General features: G+C 56.7%; 18 protein-coding genes. 12 read left to right on the top strand and 6 right to left on the bottom strand.

Annotated elements, in window-relative coordinates; genetic code table 11:
- The first annotated feature begins 48 nt into the window (after positions 1-48).
- The 12 genes from trpS (at position 49) to KIN_RS01810 (ending at position 11,169) form a co-directional block, all read left to right on the top strand.
- Positions 49-1,068, top strand: coding sequence for a tryptophan--tRNA ligase (gene trpS, locus KIN_RS01865; RefSeq protein ID WP_159804256.1), 1,020 nt, complete (start codon positions 49-51; stop codon positions 1,066-1,068).
- Positions 1,069-1,415: 347 nt separating this feature from the next.
- Complete coding sequence (locus KIN_RS01860; RefSeq protein WP_159804255.1) at positions 1,416-2,276, top strand: branched-chain amino acid aminotransferase; 861 nt, start codon at positions 1,416-1,418, stop codon at positions 2,274-2,276.
- A 74-nt stretch (positions 2,277-2,350) separates the two neighbouring features.
- A complete protein-coding gene (locus tag KIN_RS01855) occupies positions 2,351-2,806 on the top strand; it encodes a universal stress protein (protein ID WP_159804254.1) in 456 nt (151 codons plus the stop codon).
- Between the two features lie 90 nt (positions 2,807-2,896).
- Positions 2,897-3,460: a NifU family protein gene (locus KIN_RS01850; RefSeq protein ID WP_159804253.1), complete on the top strand. Its 564-nt coding sequence runs from the start codon at positions 2,897-2,899 to the stop codon at positions 3,458-3,460.
- Positions 3,457-4,104, top strand: coding sequence for a tRNA (adenosine(37)-N6)-threonylcarbamoyltransferase complex dimerization subunit type 1 TsaB (tsaB, locus tag KIN_RS01845; protein ID WP_159804252.1), 648 nt, complete (start codon positions 3,457-3,459; stop codon positions 4,102-4,104). The genes KIN_RS01850 and tsaB overlap by 4 nt, the downstream gene beginning before the upstream one ends.
- Positions 4,101-4,538, top strand: a complete 438-nt coding sequence (locus tag KIN_RS01840; RefSeq protein ID WP_159804251.1) for a GNAT family N-acetyltransferase — start codon at positions 4,101-4,103, stop codon at positions 4,536-4,538. Before tsaB ends, KIN_RS01840 begins: the two co-directional genes overlap by 4 nt.
- Before the next feature lie 154 nt (positions 4,539-4,692).
- Positions 4,693-5,685 (top strand): BMP family lipoprotein, encoded by a 993-nt coding sequence (locus KIN_RS01835; protein WP_159804250.1) that lies wholly within the window; start codon positions 4,693-4,695, stop codon positions 5,683-5,685.
- Entirely contained in the window at positions 5,686-7,302 is a 1,617-nt protein-coding gene (locus KIN_RS01830) for an ABC transporter ATP-binding protein (RefSeq protein ID WP_159804249.1), read from the top strand.
- Complete coding sequence (locus KIN_RS01825; RefSeq protein WP_159804248.1) at positions 7,302-8,420, top strand: ABC transporter permease; 1,119 nt, start codon at positions 7,302-7,304, stop codon at positions 8,418-8,420. The genes KIN_RS01830 and KIN_RS01825 overlap by 1 nt, the downstream gene beginning before the upstream one ends.
- Positions 8,420-9,388 (top strand): ABC transporter permease, encoded by a 969-nt coding sequence (locus KIN_RS01820; RefSeq protein ID WP_159804247.1) that lies wholly within the window; start codon positions 8,420-8,422, stop codon positions 9,386-9,388. The genes KIN_RS01825 and KIN_RS01820 overlap by 1 nt, the downstream gene beginning before the upstream one ends.
- A gap of 102 nt (positions 9,389-9,490) precedes the next feature.
- Entirely contained in the window at positions 9,491-10,408 is a 918-nt protein-coding gene (locus KIN_RS01815) for a sulfite exporter TauE/SafE family protein (RefSeq protein WP_159804246.1), read from the top strand.
- Positions 10,408-11,169 (top strand): TIGR02186 family protein, encoded by a 762-nt coding sequence (locus KIN_RS01810; protein WP_159804245.1) that lies wholly within the window; start codon positions 10,408-10,410, stop codon positions 11,167-11,169. Before KIN_RS01815 ends, KIN_RS01810 begins: the two co-directional genes overlap by 1 nt.
- Here KIN_RS01810 and KIN_RS01805 read toward each other — a convergent pair.
- The 6 genes from KIN_RS01805 to KIN_RS01780 form a co-directional block, all read right to left on the bottom strand.
- The gene (locus tag KIN_RS01805; protein WP_159804244.1) at positions 11,166-12,689 is read right to left on the bottom strand and encodes an ATP-dependent DNA helicase; all 1,524 of its coding nucleotides are present in this window, start codon (positions 12,687-12,689) and stop codon (positions 11,166-11,168) included. The two genes, KIN_RS01810 and KIN_RS01805, sit on opposite strands and share 4 nt — an antisense overlap.
- A gap of 27 nt (positions 12,690-12,716) precedes the next feature.
- Entirely contained in the window at positions 12,717-13,358 is a 642-nt protein-coding gene (locus KIN_RS01800) for an acyl-homoserine-lactone synthase (protein WP_159804243.1), read from the bottom strand.
- Between the two features lie 127 nt (positions 13,359-13,485).
- The gene (locus tag KIN_RS01795) at positions 13,486-14,178 is read right to left on the bottom strand and encodes a helix-turn-helix transcriptional regulator (RefSeq protein ID WP_159805296.1); all 693 of its coding nucleotides are present in this window, start codon (positions 14,176-14,178) and stop codon (positions 13,486-13,488) included.
- Positions 14,144-14,350 carry a hypothetical protein gene (locus KIN_RS01790; RefSeq protein ID WP_159804242.1) on the bottom strand — a complete coding sequence of 69 codons (207 nt, stop codon included), beginning with the start codon at positions 14,348-14,350 and terminating at the stop codon, positions 14,144-14,146. Before KIN_RS01790 ends, KIN_RS01795 begins: the two co-directional genes overlap by 35 nt.
- Before the next feature lie 208 nt (positions 14,351-14,558).
- The gene (gene ccrA / locus KIN_RS01785; RefSeq protein WP_159804241.1) at positions 14,559-15,854 is read right to left on the bottom strand and encodes a crotonyl-CoA carboxylase/reductase; all 1,296 of its coding nucleotides are present in this window, start codon (positions 15,852-15,854) and stop codon (positions 14,559-14,561) included.
- Positions 15,855-15,971: 117 nt separating this feature from the next.
- Complete coding sequence (locus KIN_RS01780) at positions 15,972-17,348, bottom strand: 1-acyl-sn-glycerol-3-phosphate acyltransferase (RefSeq protein ID WP_159804240.1); 1,377 nt, start codon at positions 17,346-17,348, stop codon at positions 15,972-15,974.
- Between the last annotated feature and the right edge of the window lie 145 nt (positions 17,349-17,493).

Below are 17,493 nucleotides of genomic sequence, written 5' to 3'. Positions count from 1 at the left end.
CATGGGTAAGCGACGGTGGTTCAGAAATCCAGCCGTCAGAGGGGCCTCATGTCCGAACCTACCTTCACCAAACGGGTGTTTTCCGGGATCCAACCGTCCGGCGGCCTGACCCTTGGCAATTATCTGGGGGCTGTGAAGCGCTTCGTCGAGATGCAGGCCGAGGATTATGAGACGATCTACTGTATGGTTGATCTGCATGCGATCACCGTCCCGCAGGAGCCAAAGAAACTGGCGCATAACACGCGAGAGCTTTGCGCATTCTTCATTGCCTCCGGCATCGACCCCGAGAAATCCATTCTGTTCAACCAAAGCCAAGTGCCTGAGCACACGCAACTGGGCTGGATCTTCAACTGCGTGGCGCGCATGGGCTGGATGAACCGGATGACCCAATTCAAGGACAAGGCGGGTAAGAACCGCGAAAATGCGTCAGTCGGGCTGTTTTCCTATCCGGCGCTGATGGCCGCGGATATTCTGCTTTATCACGCAACCCACGTTCCTGTGGGCGACGATCAAAAACAGCACCTTGAGCTGACCCGTGACGTGGCGGCCAAGTTCAACCACGATTTTGGCGTTGAGTTCTTCCCGATCACTGAGCCGGTCATTCAGGGTCCCGCGACCCGCGTGATGAGCTTCCGCGACGGCTCAAAAAAGATGTCAAAATCCGACCCATCTGACATGAGCCGGATCAATATGACCGATGACGCCGACATGATCGCCCAGAAGATACGCAAGGCCCGCACCGATCCTGACGCCTTGCCGTCCGAACAAAAAGGGCTTGAAGGTCGCGCCGAAGCTGCAAACCTGGTGAATATCTACGCTGCGCTGTCCGATCAAAGCGTGGATCAGGTCCTTAGCGATGTCGGCGGCAAGCAGTTTTCAGAATTCAAACCGATGCTCGCGGATCTGGCCGTCGAAAAGCTGGCCCCGATCGCCGATGAAATGAGCCGTTTGATGCAGGACACGCACGAGATTGACGCAATTCTTGCCCGCGGGGCAGAGCGCGCGCGCGGTGTCGCGGCACCGATCCTGAAGAGGACATATGAGATTGTCGGAATGGTCGGCGCATAAGTGTAAGCCTTTGGGGGCGTGTTGTTACAAAACTGATATGCGCCCGTCTCACTTCGGATTCAGAGTAAGTTTAGTTAGCCGTTCATAGAAGCGGCGCCTGATCTCTGACGTCTTCCGAGGCAAGCACGGTTCTAACTGGCTTGTCCGTCTTTTCGCTGTCCCCGCAGTTTGAGACCAAGCCGTCTGGTGTGCGGGACGGCAGGTTGCCCATCCACGACCCGCACCACTTTATGAACGCCTCCGACCAGTCCCAGGTCGGAGGCGTTTTAAGCTCCAAGTCAATGCGACAGCAAATGTGTCTGGACCGCTGACCTACCAATGCATAGGTTCACCCGTGGGAGGACCAGATGGCAACCGGGACACATATCAAGACCTATTTCGAGGGTGCATGGCACGATGGGGACGTCGCCATCATGCGCGCGGCCGATCATGGATCATGGCTTGGAACCACTGTTTTCGACGGGGCGCGGTATTTTGACGGCGTAGCCCCCGACCTAAAGGCCCACTGCACTAGGATCAACAAATCAGCCGCAGCGCTGATGATCACACCGACCCATACGGCTGACGATATGGTCAATATAATCTGGGACGGTCTGAAGTCTTACCCGACAGACGCCGCAATCTACATCAGACCGATGTATTGGGCGATCGACGGCGGTCATCTCGGGATCGTGCCCGAGCCAAACGTCACCGGGTTTTGTATTTGCCTTGAAGAAATTCCGATGGCGCCGGACAGCGCGGCCACCACCCTGACCACCACCCAATTCTGCCGCCCAGTGCTGGAGAGCAGTGTTGTGAATGCCAAGGCGGGCTGTCTTTACCCGAATAATGCGCGCATGTTGGCCGAAGCGCGAGCCAAGGGATACGGCAACGCGCTTGTGGCCGACGCTCTCGGCAACGTCGCTGAAACCGCAACAGCGAATGTGTTCATGGTGAAAGACGGGGAGGTGTTCACGCCCATCCCAAACGGAACGTTTCTGTCCGGTATCACCCGCGCGCGCCATATGGACAATCTGCGAAAGGACGGCGTCGCCGTGCATGAAAAAGTGCTGAGCTTTGCAGATTTCCACGACGCGGATGAAGTGTTTCTCAGCGGGAACATGATGAAAGTTACCCCGGTGAAGGAATTCGACGGGACTCATTACCAGAGTGGCCCCCTGACCAAACGCATTCGCGAAATGTACTGGGACTGGGCCTTGTCCCGCTAGATCTTGGTCAGGAAATGCAGTGTTGCGCGGATCGCCTGCTTGGACCATGATCCCGCGTCGGGAGGCGTGCACTCATGCGGAAATTTTTGGTTGTGCTGGATGACAGCCGCGAATGTCTCAACGCGATGCGGTTCGCGGCGATGCGGGCCGCGCGTACCGGCGGCGGCGTTGAGATACTGGCCGTTATACCGCCCGACGAATTTAATCATTGGATTGGTGTGGGCGATATCATGCGACAGGAAGCGCGCGAACGGATCGAAGCTCATTTCGAAGTCTTTGCAAAGTGGATGCGCGACAAGCAGGGCATTGATCCTGAACTGGTGATCCGCGAGGGCGAACCGGTGCCGCAAATTCTTGCACAAGTGCGCGAAGACCCGGATGTCGGAGTCCTTGTTCTTGGGGCGGGCACGGACAGTGGCGGCCCCGGTCCTTTGGTGACAGAGCTTTCGCGCAGTTCCGGCAGCCTTCCGATGCCGATCACCATTGTACCCGGCGAATTAACGAAAGAGCAGCTAGAGGCTGTTTCGTAGTTCAAAAGTACAGTTTAGAATGGTTCCAAACTATTGACTTGACGGTGCAGAAAGCGCATATCTTGAGTCAAATGATAAAGGATTGAAGCCATGTTCATCCAGACCGAGTCGACCCCAAACCCGGCCACTTTGAAGTTCCTTCCGGGCCAATCTGTGCTGGAAGCGGGAACAGCGGATTTTCCATCAGCCGACACTGCGGGCGCATCGCCCTTGGCCACGCGGATCTTTGCGGTCGAGGGGGTCGCAGGCGTCTTTCTTGGCAATGACTTTGTCACGGTGACCAAGGCGGATGGTGTCGAGTGGGATCATATCAAACCCGCGATACTCGGGGCCGTCATGGAACACTTCCAATCCGGTCAACCAGTGATGGCAGGCGATGCAACGCCGGCGTCTGGCCACGCGGAGCATACGGGCGAAAACGGTGAGATTGTCGGCCAGATAAAAGAATTGCTGGACACTCGCGTCCGGCCTGCCGTGGCGCAAGATGGGGGCGACATCACGTTCCACGGATTTGAGCGCGGAATTGTCTACCTTCACATGCAAGGCGCCTGTGCGGGCTGCCCATCCTCTACCCTGACACTGAAAATGGGCATCGAAAACCTGTTGCGGCACTACATTCCCGAGGTGGTCGAAGTGCGCCCCGTGGCTGCGTGACGCAAGAGCCTCTACTTCTCAGTTTCGACACTGCGGCCGCCCATTGTGCGGCCGCTTTGCTGCGTGGCGAAACGGTGTTGTCCCAGTTTGAGATCGACATGCCGAAAGGCCAGGTCGAGCAGCTTATGCCGCGTCTTGAGGACCTTTTGGCAGAAAACGGGACCCAATGGCAGGACTTGGCCGCGATCGGCGTTGGTATCGGGCCGGGAAATTTCACCGGCATCCGTATCTCGGTCAGCGCCGCGCGGGGGTTGGGGCTTGCCTTGGGCGTTCCTGTCGTTGGTGTCTCGCGGCTGGACGCCCTGAGGTTTGGACTGGTTGGCCCCGCGCTCGCATGTATTGATGCGCGTCAAGACAAGCTCTACGCTCAGTACGATGACGCACCACCACGTCTGATCGCGATGCATGACCTTCGCCAGACTTTTATGACGCCCGGACTGAGTGTGGTCGGTGACCGCACAGACGAGATCGCAGCACTGCTGAACGCCAAAGTGCAATCACCAAGGCGACCTCTGGCCGAGGCTTTGGGCCGGATTGCATTAACGCGGTATCAGGATAAGAACCTGCCGCCGCCCACCCCGCTCTACATCCGACCCGCAGACGCGGCGCCCCCTAAAGACCCTGGCCCCAAGATCTTGGCATGACCCCTGCAAAACTAGCAGCGCTTCACAAAATCTGCTTCACCTCCCCTCGCCCTTGGTCTGTGACCGAGTTTTCGGACATGCTTGGATCGAGGGGGGTCTTTCTGCTGACAGCACCAGATGGGTTTCTTCTGGGACGGCTGATCGCGGATGAGGCAGAACTTTTGACTGTCGCCGTTCACCCCGACCGCCGGGGTCACGGTATAGGTCGAAAGCTGATCGAAGGGTTTCTTGACACCGCTCTGGACGAGGGGGCCGCAGATGCCTTTCTGGAGGTGGCGTCCGACAACGCCATCGCGATAAATCTATATAAATCAGCGGGCTTTACAGAAATCAATCGTCGTACCGGCTACTACATGCAGCCGGACGGAACCTCGGTCGACGCTGTCCTCATGACGCGCAGTGTTTCAGCATCTGGCCCAGCGGACGCACGGTAACCCGCGCCGAAACCATCCCCGTCAGAAGAATCGGTTGACCCTCCCGACGCGCTTGGCCCTAATTGGCCGGTAAGTCACGCATGAAGCGGACAAAAATACCGGGGGGACGGCCCCGGGCCATGAACTGGCTGAATCAAACATCTGGGAGACCACTATGAGCCTCATGAAACACTTTCTCGGTGCGGCGGCGACGCTTGCGCTTGGCACCGGCGTAGCGCTTGCAGACCCTGCGATCATCTTCGATCTGGGCGGCAAATTTGACAAGTCCTTCAACGAGGCAGCCTTCAATGGCGCGCAACAATGGGCGCAGGAAACCGGCGGAAGCTACAAAGAAATCGAAATGCAGTCCGAAGCGCAGCGCGAACAGGCCCTGCGCCGTCTGGCCGAAACAGGGTCCAACCCCGTTGTTATGACTGGTTTCGCCTTTGGATCCGTTCTTGCAGAGGTTGCGGGTGACTATCCTGAAACCGATTTCGTGATCGTAGACGCGGTTGTCGAACAGCCGAACGTCACATCAATTGTCTTCAAAGAGCATGAAGGCTCTTACCTTGTCGGCTACATGGCGGCCCAGGCCTCGCAGAACAACACCGTTGGTTTCATCGGCGGCATGGATATCCCGCTGATCCGCCGGTTTGCTTGCGGGTACGCTCAAGGCGCCAAGGCCGCGAACCCCGACACGACCGTCATCGCCAATATGACCGGTACAACACCGGCTGCATGGAACGATCCGGTCAAGGGCGCTGAGTTGACCAAAGCACAGATCAGCCAAGGCGCTGACGTAGTATATGCGGCGGCGGGCGGAACAGGCGTTGGCGTCCTTCAGGCTGCGGCTGATGAGGGTAAACTGTCCGTCGGGGTCGACAGCAACCAGAATGGCCTGCACCCGGGGTCCGTCCTGACATCGATGATGAAGCGCGTTGATGTTGCCGTCTACGAAGCGTTCTCGGCCGACGAATTGGCTGGCGGCGTACAAGTTCTTGGGCTGTCCAACGATGGCGTCGGCTATGCGATGGACGAGAACAACGCGGAATTGGTCAGCGAAGAGATGCAAGCGGCCGTCGAAGGCGTGAAGGCCGAGATTATCGCGGGTAACATCGAAGTTCACGACTATATGTCTGACGAAAGCTGCCCTGCGCTGTCTTTCTAAATGAGTGATACGACAGAGGGGCGGCCTGACGGGGCCGCTCCTGCTATTGAGCTCAAGGGTATCTCGAAAGCCTTTGGTGCAGTTCAGGCGAACAAGGATATCTCCATTCGGGTGATGCCTGGTACGATCCATGGAATCATCGGCGAGAATGGTGCGGGCAAATCCACTTTGATGTCGATCCTCTATGGCTTTTACAAAGCCGATGCGGGCGAAGTGTTCATTGCTGGCAGAAAGACCGACATCCCGGACAGTCAGGCCGCGATTGCGGCGGGCATCGGCATGGTTTTCCAGCATTTCAAGCTTGTCGAAAACTTCACGGTTCTCGAAAACATCATTCTTGGTGCAGAAGATGGTGCGCGGTTGGGACCGTCCTTATCAAAGGCGCGCAAAGAGCTGACCCAGCTTGCAGCCGAATACGAATTGAATGTCGATCCAGACGCGCTGATTGAAAACATTGGCGTGGGGATGCAGCAGCGGGTCGAGATCCTGAAGGCGCTTTACCGTCGCGCAGATATTCTGATCCTAGATGAGCCGACAGGGGTTCTTACACCCGCAGAGGCCGATCACCTGTTCCGTATATTGGAAGGCCTCAAACGCGAAGGCAAAACCATAATTCTGATCACCCACAAGCTGCGCGAGATCATGGATATAACCGATACGGTCAGCGTGATGCGCCGGGGCGAGATGACCGCCACGGTGAAGACGTCCGAGACTTCACCGGCGGAGCTGGCTGAGTTGATGGTCGGACGCAAAGTTCTGTTGCGGGTGGACAAAAAGCCAGCCACGCCGGGGGCAAATGTATTGGAGGTCGAGGACCTTCGCGTGGTCGATGACAAAGGTGTCGAGCGGGTCAAGGGCGTATCTCTGGTCGTAAAGGCCGGCGAAATCCTTGGTGTGGCCGGCGTTGCGGGAAACGGCCAGTCGGAACTGCTTGAAGTTTTGGGAGGGGTCCAGACCGGAACCGGAACCATCCGTGTGAACGGTCAGGAAATTGATCTGACAGGCAGTCAGTCAGACGCGCGGACCCGTCGGGCGCGCGGGATCGCGCACGTACCCGAAGACCGGCAACGCGCCGGGTTGATCATGGATTTCAAGGCATGGGAAAATGTGGCCTTCGGTTATCACGACGACCCTGCCTATCAGAGCGGACTTCTGATGAACAATGCCGCAATTCGCGAGGATACCGAAGGCAAGATAGAGCGCTTCGACGTTCGGCCCGCCAACGCCAATCTGCCCGCGAAAAGTTTCTCAGGCGGCAACCAACAGAAGCTGGTGCTGGCGCGGGAGATTGAGCGAAACCCGGATCTGCTTTTAATCGGCCAGCCCACACGCGGCGTCGATATCGGTGCCATTGAGTTTATCCACCAAAGGATTGTCGAGCTTCGCGATGAAGGTAAAGCCATCCTTTTGGTGTCTGTCGAACTGGACGAAATCATGTCATTGTCCGACCGGATCGCCGTGATCTTCGACGGTCAGATCATGGGTGAACGCCTGCCTTCCGAAACCGATGAGAAAGAACTGGGCCTTCTGATGGCCGGGATTACCGACACGACGCACGATCACAGTGTCGAAGAGATCGAAGCCAATCTGGCGCGTGCCCATGGGGAGGTACACTGATGGACAGGATGCCTCGCTGGGCCGATATCGTCCTGATCCCTCTGATTAATCTTCTGTTGGCGTTCCTGATCTCGGGCCTTGTGATCCTCGCAATCGGAGAGGACCCGATCGAAGCGCTAAAGTTGATGGTCGACGGTGCGTTGGGCTCAACCTACGGCTGGGGTTTCACGCTTTACTACGCCACCAACTTCATTTTCACGGGTCTGGCCGTTGCTGTGGCGTTTCACGCCTCGCTCTTCAACATCGGCGGAGAGGGACAGGCGGCGCTGGGTGGACTTGGCGTGGCGCTGGTGTGTCTGATGGTCCCGTGGCCCCATTGGACCATCGCCTTGATCGCGGCGACCGTTGGTGCGGGCCTCTTCGGCGCGCTTTGGGCCGCCATTCCGGCCTATCTTCAGGCCAAGCGTGGCAGCCATATCGTAATCACCACGATTATGTTCAACTTCATTGCCGCAAGCCTTCTAAACTACGTGCTGGTCAACATGCTGCGTCCTGCCGGATCGATGGACCCGGCAACTGCGAAGTTTCCCGAGGCCACGCATCTACCGACGCTGACCGATTTTCTTGAGATTTTCGGCATCCCGTTCGCCGCCCGCACCCCGGCAAACATCACGCTGATCATTGCCCTTCTGGCCTGCGTTGCGGTCTACTTTCTAATCTGGCGCACCAGGTTGGGCTATCAGATCCGCGCGCTTGGAAAATCTGAACCGGCCGCGATCTACGCAGGCATCAGCCCGGTCTGGATCATCATGATCACCATGATGATCTCGGGTGCGCTTGCAGGTCTTATGGCGATCAACAATGTCATGGGGGAAGCCGAACGCCTGGTTCTGAACTCGGTCGAGGGGGCGGGCTTCATCGGCATCGCCGTGGCGCTTATGGGTCGATCACACCCGTTCGGCGTTCTGATCGCAGCACTGCTGTTCGGGTTCCTCTACCAAGGCGGTGCCGAGCTTGCGCTCTGGACGTCAATCCCACGCGACTTGGTGGTCGTCATACAAGCCTTGGTGATCCTCTTCACAGGTGCGCTTGATGGTATGGTCCGAACACCGGTCGAACGCATGTTTTTGGCCCTGCGACGCAGAAAACCGCAACCGACACGGGGGCCAGCGGAATAATGGATTTTCTCACAGTTCTGCAAATCCTCGATTCCACACTCCGACTGTCAACGCCGCTGCTGCTTGCCTGCCTGGCCGGGCTTTTCTCGGAGCGTGCCGGGATCTTTGACATCGGTCTGGAAGGCAAAATGCTGGCGGCGGCGTTCTTTTCAGCGGCAACCGCGGCCGCAACAGGGTCCGTATGGGTTGGTCTTTTGGCCGGGATCGGGGCGTCTCTTGCCCTGTCCGGATTGCATGGCGTTGCGTCGATTACGTTTCGCGGCAACCAGTTGATTTCAGGTGTAGCGATCAACTTCCTTGCAGCCGGGCTGACCGTCTTGATCGGCCAAAGCTGGTTTGGTCTTGGCGGTCGGACACCCTCCCTGATCGGGGGCGGTCGGTTCGAGCCCATAACATTGCCGTTCGCAGAGGCGCTTTCGGGTGTTCCGATCATCGGTCCGCTCTATGCTGAATTAATCTCTGGGCATACGATCCCTGTTTATGTCGCCCTCCTCTGTGTGCCACTGACGTGGTACATCTTGTTTCGAACCCGGTTCGGTCTGCGATTGCGTGCGGTTGGCGAAAATCCAGCCGCCGTCGATACAGCAGGTGTTTCGGTAGTTGGACTCCGGTTCGCAGCGGTGGCCATTTGCGGCGTCCTGTGCGGGATTGCAGGAGCCTACCTTGCGACGGGCTTGCAAGCGGGGTTTGTGAAAGACATGAGTGCGGGCCGCGGCTTCATCGCGCTGGCCGCGTTGATCTTTGCCAAATGGCGGCCATGGTACGCGCTCTACGCGACACTGTTATTCGGGTTCTTGCAGGCGATCTCGCTTAGGCCCGATGTGATTAAATCACTGGTCGGGTTCAATGTGCAGATCCAGCTTCTGGATGCATTGCCCTACATTCTGACGGTGGTGATCTTGGCAGGGTTCGTGGGCAAGGCTGTTCCACCCCGGGCCGGGGGCGCGCCCTACGTGAAGGAGCGCTAGGTTCCCTGAGCAAGGGTTGCCCCTGAACTGGACCTATGGATTGCCATTGCCCCGTACAACTGGACGGGTCTAAGACATCGGCACAAGCGCCAATGAGGGGTCATGCAGATTTACCTGCCCATAGCCGAGGTTTCGGTCAACGCGTTCCTTCTTTTGGGACTGGGCGGCATTGTGGGCATTCTCTCGGGTATGTTCGGCGTGGGCGGCGGCTTTCTGATGACGCCGTTATTGTTTTTCATCGGCATTCCCCCGGCGGTTGCGGTCGCGACTGAAGCCAATCAGATCGTGGCCTCGTCCTTCTCGGGGGTTCTGGCCCATTTCAAGCGAAAGACGGTGGACCTCCGAATGGGCACCGTGCTGCTGATCGGGGGCCTCTTCGGGGCAGCCTTAGGCGTGCAGGTTTTTGCAGCATTGAAGGAGATCGGTCAGGTCGACCTGCTCGTCAAGCTTTGCTACGTGGTGTTCCTTGGGATCATCGGCGGGCTGATGTTTCTGGAATCCCTGCGCGCCATTCGCCGCGCAAAATCACCGACGAAGGTCCCACAGCGGCGCAAGCATGGTCTGGTCCATGCCTTGCCCTTCAAGATGAAATTTCGCACGTCCGGTCTCTATATCTCCGTGATACCACCACTGGCTGTTGGCCTTTTGGTGGGTATTCTCGCCGCAATCATGGGCGTCGGTGGCGGGTTCATCATGGTGCCTGCGATGATTTATCTGCTGGGCATGCCCACAAAGGTTGTCGTCGGAACATCTCTGTTTCAAATCATCTTCGTCACCGCCTTCACGACACTTTTACATGCGACAACCAACTACACCGTCGATATGGCGCTGGCCGTATTGCTGCTGGTGGGTGGCGTGGTAGGCGCGCAAATCGGAACACGGATCGGTTTGCGCCTGAAGGCCGAGCAACTGCGGATACTTCTGTCGATCATGGTTCTGGCGGTATGCGGGAAGCTGGCGATGGACCTTCTGATTGAACCGGCAGAACTGTTCTCGATCGGCTCGGAGGGCCATAACTGATGCGGGGCCTCCTGAGCATCTTTCTGCTTTTGGCAAGTGTCACCGCGGCACATCCCGAAGAGGTCGTGGCAGGCCTATCCCGCGATCAGGTTGCCATCACCGCCAATTTTGATGGATCTGATATTCTTGTCTTCGGCGCCGTAAAGAGGGAGGCGCCGATCCCGTCCAGCGCACCGCTTCAGGTCATCATTACAGTATCAGGCCCCAAGGAACCCGTCACCGTGCGCCGCAAAGATCGGCGGCTGGGCATCTGGGTGAACACGGAGGCGATTGAAGTTGATGCAGCCCCCAGCTTCTACGCAGTGGCAACCACGGGGCCGCTCGACGAAGTGCTGACCAACACCGACGATTTGCGCCACACGATCACCATTCCTCGGGCCATCCGCGTTGTCGGTGCAGCAACGGGCGGGCGTAGCGTTCAGGAATTCTCCGACGCTCTGGTGCGGATCCGGCAAGAAGCAAACCTGTATCAGCAGCTTGAAGGCGCGGTGAACCTGTTCGAAGAAACGCTGTTCTCCACCCGGATTGATCTGCCCGCCAACCTAGTGGAAGGCGACTATAAGACCGAGATTTTCCTGACTCGCAATGGCCGGGTCGTCGACAATCACACGACGATCATTCAGGTGAGCAAAGTAGGTCTAGAGCGATGGATTTACAATCTGGCCCATGACCGCCCGCTGATATATGGCTTGCTCTCACTTTTCATCGCGATATCAGCCGGTTGGCTGGCGTCCGCTGTATTCCGCTATATCCGTTTCTAGCGTTCTGCCGTCAGAGTCAATTCAGCTTTCACGTCCGCCAGATCATCTGTGCTCAAAGCATGCATCGGGCGAGCCAATCGGTTGCGCGTGACCCATAGCAATCTGTTTTCTGCACGAGTGATCGCGACATAGGCCAGACGTTTCCACAAGGGTTGCCCGGCTTCGTCCCTGTTCGAGCGCGCGGCCGCATAAAGGTCCGGTGCGAAAACCTGAACCGTATCCCACTGTGATCCTTGGGCCTTGTGAATCGTGACAGCCGCCCCGTGCAGAAACGTGGCGCCCATCCGCGCGGCGAAAGGAATAAAAGGCTCCTCCTCGTCTGGTGCCTCGATTTTGATAATGGACGCAGCGGAAACCTGCGGTTGTTCCGCGCCGATCACATGAAGCTTGGAAAAGCCGGGCTTCGTGCCTGCGCCCATGTAGATGACCTGCGCGCCTTTGATCAGACCTCGCGCCTCGAGATCGATGCGCTTTTTTCGATGCTTGAGCGGCAATTCGATCCCGTCACAAACCAGCGGCTCACCGGGCAGCAGAGTATCGACAGTCGCGCCATAAGCTGCCCGAAATGCCTGGATCAACCGGATCCGCGTGGCGTTTCGCCAGACCAGTACGGGCGAGCGCGCCATAAGATCGGCCTCGACACGGCCCGCATAGACGACGCGGTCATCTTTCTGAGCCGCCTCTTGAACCAACCGCTCGAACTGGTCGAAAGTGATCGAAGGATCCGCCAAGGCGTGGGCAAGGTCGAGGATGGGATTGTCCTCTTCCTGTCGGTGCACGCGGCTGAGTTCCAGTTTTCGACCGTCTTTCAGCGTATCGAACACCATCGCGCCGGACTGACCGACAGGCGCCAACTGCGCTGGATCCCCAAAAAGAACGAGCGTCGGAAAGATTTCGCGAAGGTCTTCATATTGCTTGTCATCCAGCATGGAGGACTCATCGATAAACCCAATATCCAGCGGATCTTCGCGCCGCTTCCAGCCTTGGATGAAGTCCGATCCCTTCAAACCAGCCGCCGCAAGGGCACCTGGGATCGATTTATGGTCGTCGTAGAACCTTTTGGCCCGCTCCAACGCCTCTTCGGTCATACCTTCAATCGAAGGTTTGTCCCCATGACCTGCCAGCCAATCGGCGATTTTTTCATATTCCGGATCGTACATCGGTGTGTAGAGAATGCGGTGTATGGTCGTGGCGGGCACACCCCGGTTACGCAAAACGCTCGCAGCCTTATTGGTTGGGGCAAGAACAGCAAGTGTACGCCGGTCCTTGCGTGGCTTTCCATCGTAGTCGCCCGAAATGACGTCTACGCCCGCATCATCAAGGGCAGTCACAAGCTCCGCAAGTAAAAGGGTTTTACCGGATCCAGCCTTACCGACAATCGCCATCACCTGCGAGGTCTCTTCGCGGAGTGGTGTTGTATGCCCGTCGACAAGATCTACGCCGGCACGGGCCAGCAAATCGCCCAACGCATCATAGGCTTCGGCCTGATCATCTGAGAGTTTTAGGGCCTGCCCGGACATGGGCAGACCATATGGCGTCGCAGGGGATCAGGCCAGAGCCAAAGCACACTGCAATGGATTGTGGATGTTAAATGCACGACGGAACCAGTCGAGAGAATCCTTACGCGTAACCTTAGCACGGCCTTGGACACGTGGACGTGCAGTTTCATCAAATTCCCAAAGGCCCACACCGATTTCCGCATCGCCTTCGCCCTTCCGACCGATGACGTCGGGTACAACGCCCAGCAAGCGATAAATACGTTCCATGCGCGGATCGAAGACGCCCACGAAATGCGACAGGTCGAAATGCAGCATAACTTCGCCCGCACCCAGAACCAGACCGGCGGTGACACGGCGATCCGCATCGGGTGCAAGGCAAAACCGGGTACATTCCCAGATAAACGGACTTTCGATGCGAACACCGTCGGTCAGATGAAGAAAGTGGTCATTGATCATTGTGTTGCCGGATGTCGGCAGAAACCGCATGGAACCGCCGTGGCTTCCATCAGCCCGTTCCCAGATGACGTAGAGTGGGTTCAGATCGTCGTACTCGTCCCGCTCATGACCGTTTTCATCAACGGTAACCTCCCAACCAAGGCGATTGGCAAACTGTTCAGCGCGGTCGCGAAACATTGTATCGCGCAATTTAGGAAATTTGTGCAGGTCGGCGGCGTAAACATAACGGAGCATGGCGGGGGTTCCTTCTTCATCGCTATGTGAAGAAGCTACCCATACGCAGTTAGCAGATTATTGCCACTGCGCCCTGAAATTTAAGACCAATTTTAGACGTCTGGATTTTTCATTCAAAAACAGACGACTACATAACGATCAAACCCATCGCCAATGCCCTTGCAACCGCATGCGTGGTGTTCATTGCACCCAATTTATGGCGCGCGGCTTCAATATAGACTCGCAAAGTATGTTCCGAGATGGACATTTCGTCGGCGGCCTGAGCCCTGCTACGCCCTTTGGCGAGCAGGGTCATGGCGCTGAGTTCTCGTGGTGACAATTGTGGCGTTGAGGCATTGAAAACCCCTTCCTCGAACGCCAGTGCCTTTTTGTTGAACGTATGAGCGACCAGCAATAGATCGCGTTGATTGGTTTCGATGAACTCCGCCCACTCTTCGTCGCTGCAGGTGTTCGTCATCGTGAAAAGTGCAAACTGCCCGTTAGGTCCCCTGACCGGTATCGTAAATCCTTGGCTTCCCACGCCGTAGTCTGAGGCTTCTTTCAGAAATGACCGGGCCGCCTTGCTGGACCAGTCGAGTTGTTTCCAGTTCACCGGGTCGAAGCGTTGGAAACAGCCTATGATCACCGGATCGATATGAAGGTAGTCTTTCTCTACGTAGCGATCGACCCATTCTGTCGTATAGGTGCCGCACCCGAACCGTTCACCGACAGAATTTACCCAGTGATAGACGACGTGATTAACGCCATAGTAATCGCGCAGGTTTTCTGTAACCCGCTGAAGCTCTTCAAGCGCTGTCGCCTGAGTGAGCAGGTCCTGCATGTCCTCGAGCTTGGTCAAAAGATCCCACCAACTGCTCTGACTGCTCTGAAGAAAGCTCGTTCGCCGCGACCATGATCGTGTCGTCGAGATGGTCGGCCAGACGCCCAAGTTCGTTTGTGGCCGAAAACTTCTTGAGGTCAGTCAGAACATCAATAATCCAGTCATTCGTCATGGTCAGTTTCCTTCGTGAAAGGTTAATCAATTCTTAACAACAAGACTACCATTCCATGCAATTTCTCGAAATTCGCGGATTTAAACTCCCCAGAAATAGTGAGGGCGTGTTTTTCTAGTGTTCTGTAAAAACTAGGCTGGCATGCCTTAGGGTCAAAAAAGCCCCGCAAATCGGATGATTCGCGAGGCTTGGTACTGTCAAGTGAGGCTTATCTGCCCTTCGGGCTTACCTCGTATGTATCCTCGAATGTGGTTAACCCGGTCTGGGATGCGGTCACTAACACGGCCATGTTTCCGGGCTTGTGCTCGTTGCGCATCATCTTCGTATGGGCTTGCGGAATCTCGTCCCACGGAAACACCTCGGACATGCACGGATCAAGGCGGCGCTCCACCATCAGCTTGTTGGCTGATGCCGCTTGCTTGAGATGGGCGAAGTGAGACCCCTGCACGCGCTTCTGATGCATCCAGACATAGCGCGCATCCATCGTCAGATTGTAGCCGGTCGTGCCTGCACAGATCACCACCATACCGCCCTTCTTGCAGACAAATGTGGAAACCGGGAACGTCGCCTCGCCGGGATGTTCGAACACCATGTCGACATTGTTGCCCTTGCCAGTGATATCCCAGATCGCTTTTCCGAATTTCCGCACTTCGCCAAACCAGGCTTTGTATTCGTCGGTGTTCACAGTGGGCAATTGCCCCCAGCAGTTGAAATCTTTGCGGTTGATAACGCCTTTCGCGCCCAACCCCATTACGAAGTCGCGCTTGTCTTCTTCCGAGATCACACCGATGGCATTTGCACCGGCCGTGTTCGCCAACTGGATCGCGTACGAGCCGAGCCCACCAGACGCCCCCCAAACCAACACGTTCTGACCGGGCTTCAACTCATGGGGATGGTGACCAAAGAGCATACGGTACGCGGTCGCCAGCGTCAGCGTGTAGCAAGCGCTTTCTTCCCAGCTGAGATGCTTGGGTCGCGGCATAAGCTGTTGGGCTTGCACACACGTAAACTGAGCAAAGGACCCGTCAGGGGTTTCATAGCCCCAAATACGCTGGCTCGCTGAGTACATCGGGTCGCCGCCGTTGCATTCCTCATCGTCACCGTCGTCCTGGTTGCAGTGGATCACAACTTCATCGCCCACCTTCCAGCTTTTGACCTTGTCACCGACGGCCCAGACAATGCCGGATGCATCAGAGCCTGCAATATGGAATTCGGCTTTGTGCACGTCGAACGGGCTGATCGGAACGCCCAGCCCTGCCCAGACGCCATTATAGTTAACGCCAGCGGCCATCACGAGAACAAGCACCTCATGGCTGTCGGGCTGTGGAACATCGACCACTTCTTGAAGAAACGACTGCTCTGGTTCTCCGTGCCGTTCCCGACGGATGGCCCAAGCGTACATCTGCTTTGGAACATGTCCTATTGGGGGAATTTCACCGACCTCATAGAGGTCCTTCTGAGGAGCGTCGTAGTCCATCACTCTGTCCTGCGTATCTAAAGCCATATCCCAATCCTAACCTAGACTGTGCCGCGACGCAGAATCACTTTCTGCACCGCCAATAAGGAGGGAATACAAATTCAAAAGTAACATTACAACCTTTTGGGGTCATTTTTTGAAATATTATGTCTTGTCTGTTAAAGCGTGATCCACGGACGCGGCATAGTAGGTTAGCAGCTTCATCTGTGGATCTTTTGAAACTACCGTATCCCCCTTGATACCAACCAGCCCGCGGGTTTTGAGCATGTTCAAAGCCTCGCGAACCGCCTTTTCCGACCCTGATTGCGGCAGGCACAGAGGATGATGTTGTGCATTCAATCGCGCCACATCCTGATCGAATCTGATCTGCAGCTCTTCGCGCGCCAACTGCCCCTCTGCGGCGACAAGATGCCAGGCTATCAGCGGCACCGGCAAAACGGGAACCACGCTGCCGACGTTTTCAATAAGGGTCTTCCCAAGAGCAGTTGGAACATCTTCTGATGCCGTCATAAGAAACGTCTTGAGGGAAATGGGTTTGCCGAAGGCCACTGCTGCAAACCCCTGCCTGTGAAATCGCCCAGTGACCCGCGCCCACGCATGCCGCGCAACATAGCGCGCCACCGTCGACATTCGGAATTTGAATCGCGCACGGCTGTTACCGGCGGCTTTTACGAGGACACGATCCTCGAGCACGCGGTCATAATTCAGGCCCACTGGAACAAAGACAACATCGCGTAGTCCCGCGGGATCAAACCCGTCAACAATATAGCTGATGAGACCAAGCTTTGGATCCCGCAGACTGCCATCTCGTGACAGTCCACCTTCGGGAAAGACCGCCTGTGCCACACCTTCCCGTGTGGACAATTGGACGTAGCGCGCCAGAACTTTCCGGTAGAGCGGATTCAAGAATCTGCGGCGGATGAAATAGCCGCCCATCATCTTGATAAGGGGCTGTAAGGGCCATCCGCGCGCCCATTCACCAACTGCATAGGACAGAGCAGCGTCCTCAGCGACGAGATAGGTCACAAGCACATAATCCATGTTGGACCGATGATTGATGATGAACACGACCGTGGCGTCCGGGTCGATCGCATCAAGGCCATCAGCGCCCGTCTTAACCACCCGAACCCGGTAGAGCGAGCGAGCCAGCCATTTGGCCAGTCGCGTCCCGATCCCGAAATAGACTGACGCGCTAAACGACGGCACGATCTCCTTTGCGTACCGCGTTGCCGTTTCAAAGGCGACATTATCAGGTACGCCGTTTTCCTCGGCATACTCATTGACCGCCCGGATCACCTCCGGATCATAAAGCACGTTCTGAATCATGTCGTGCCGCTGAGCCAGCTTGAAGGGCTGGATCGGACGCGCGAGCCGTTCGTTGAGGCGACCGACCACCCGCTCTGCCCGCCGTCGGAAGAACCACCGCACAGACGGAAACAACAAATGAGAGGCCGCCGTCACAGCCGCCAAAAGTGCCATCAGGATCAGAGCCCAAACGGGCAGTTCGACAGTCTGAAACATGACCAGACGCTGCCACACCTAGGCAGGCCCGTAAATGGCAAGCGATATCCTTTGACCGTAAGGTCGCAGCTCCGGAATTCTGCGACGCAGCGAATTGACATTGGCATAAAATTCCGCCTATCACTCTATTTGAGTAATAAAATTG

It is taken from the genome of Litoreibacter roseus, from assembly GCF_009811795.1.
GTDB lineage: Bacteria > Pseudomonadota > Alphaproteobacteria > Rhodobacterales > Rhodobacteraceae > Litoreibacter > Litoreibacter roseus.
This window is presented reverse-complemented; position numbering and strand designations above follow the sequence as displayed.